Origin of the sequence: Paenilisteria rustica (assembly GCF_013820765.1) — a bacterium.
In the GTDB taxonomy this organism is placed as follows: Bacteria; Bacillota; Bacilli; order Lactobacillales; family Listeriaceae; genus Listeria_A; species Listeria_A rustica.
Genome location: NZ_JABJVM010000054.1, coordinates 1 through 315, shown reverse-complemented (window position 1 = coordinate 315; position 315 = coordinate 1). Strand labels below are relative to the sequence as shown.

Genomic DNA, 315 nt, shown 5'->3' with positions numbered 1-315 from the left:
ATATCGGTTTACCAACGGCTATCATGTTTGCTAATCATGGTCAGAATGTGATAGGTATCGATCTGAAAGAAGATGCGGTAAATATGCTTAACGCAGGAAAAATTCACATTGAGGAACCAGGACTTCAGACAGAGCTAACGAAAGCCTTATTATCTGGGAATTTTAAAGCGCAGTTAAATCTAGAGGAGTCGGATGTTTTCATCATTGCTGTGCCAACGCCAAATAAGGCGGATGCCTATCTATCATGTGATTTAACACATGTTGTCGACGCGGTCAGCAAAACGATTCCTTATTTAGAAAAAGGAAATGTCATCA

1 protein-coding gene is annotated in these 315 nt (G+C 40.0%); it reads left to right on the top strand.

Features of this window, described 5'->3' with window-relative positions; translation table 11 throughout:
• Window positions 1–2: 2 nt before the first annotated feature.
• Window positions 3–315, top strand: a 313-nt coding sequence (locus tag HPK16_RS17270) for a Rossmann-fold NAD(P)-binding domain-containing protein (RefSeq protein WP_484549371.1), incomplete at its 3' end; no start/stop codon positions are given.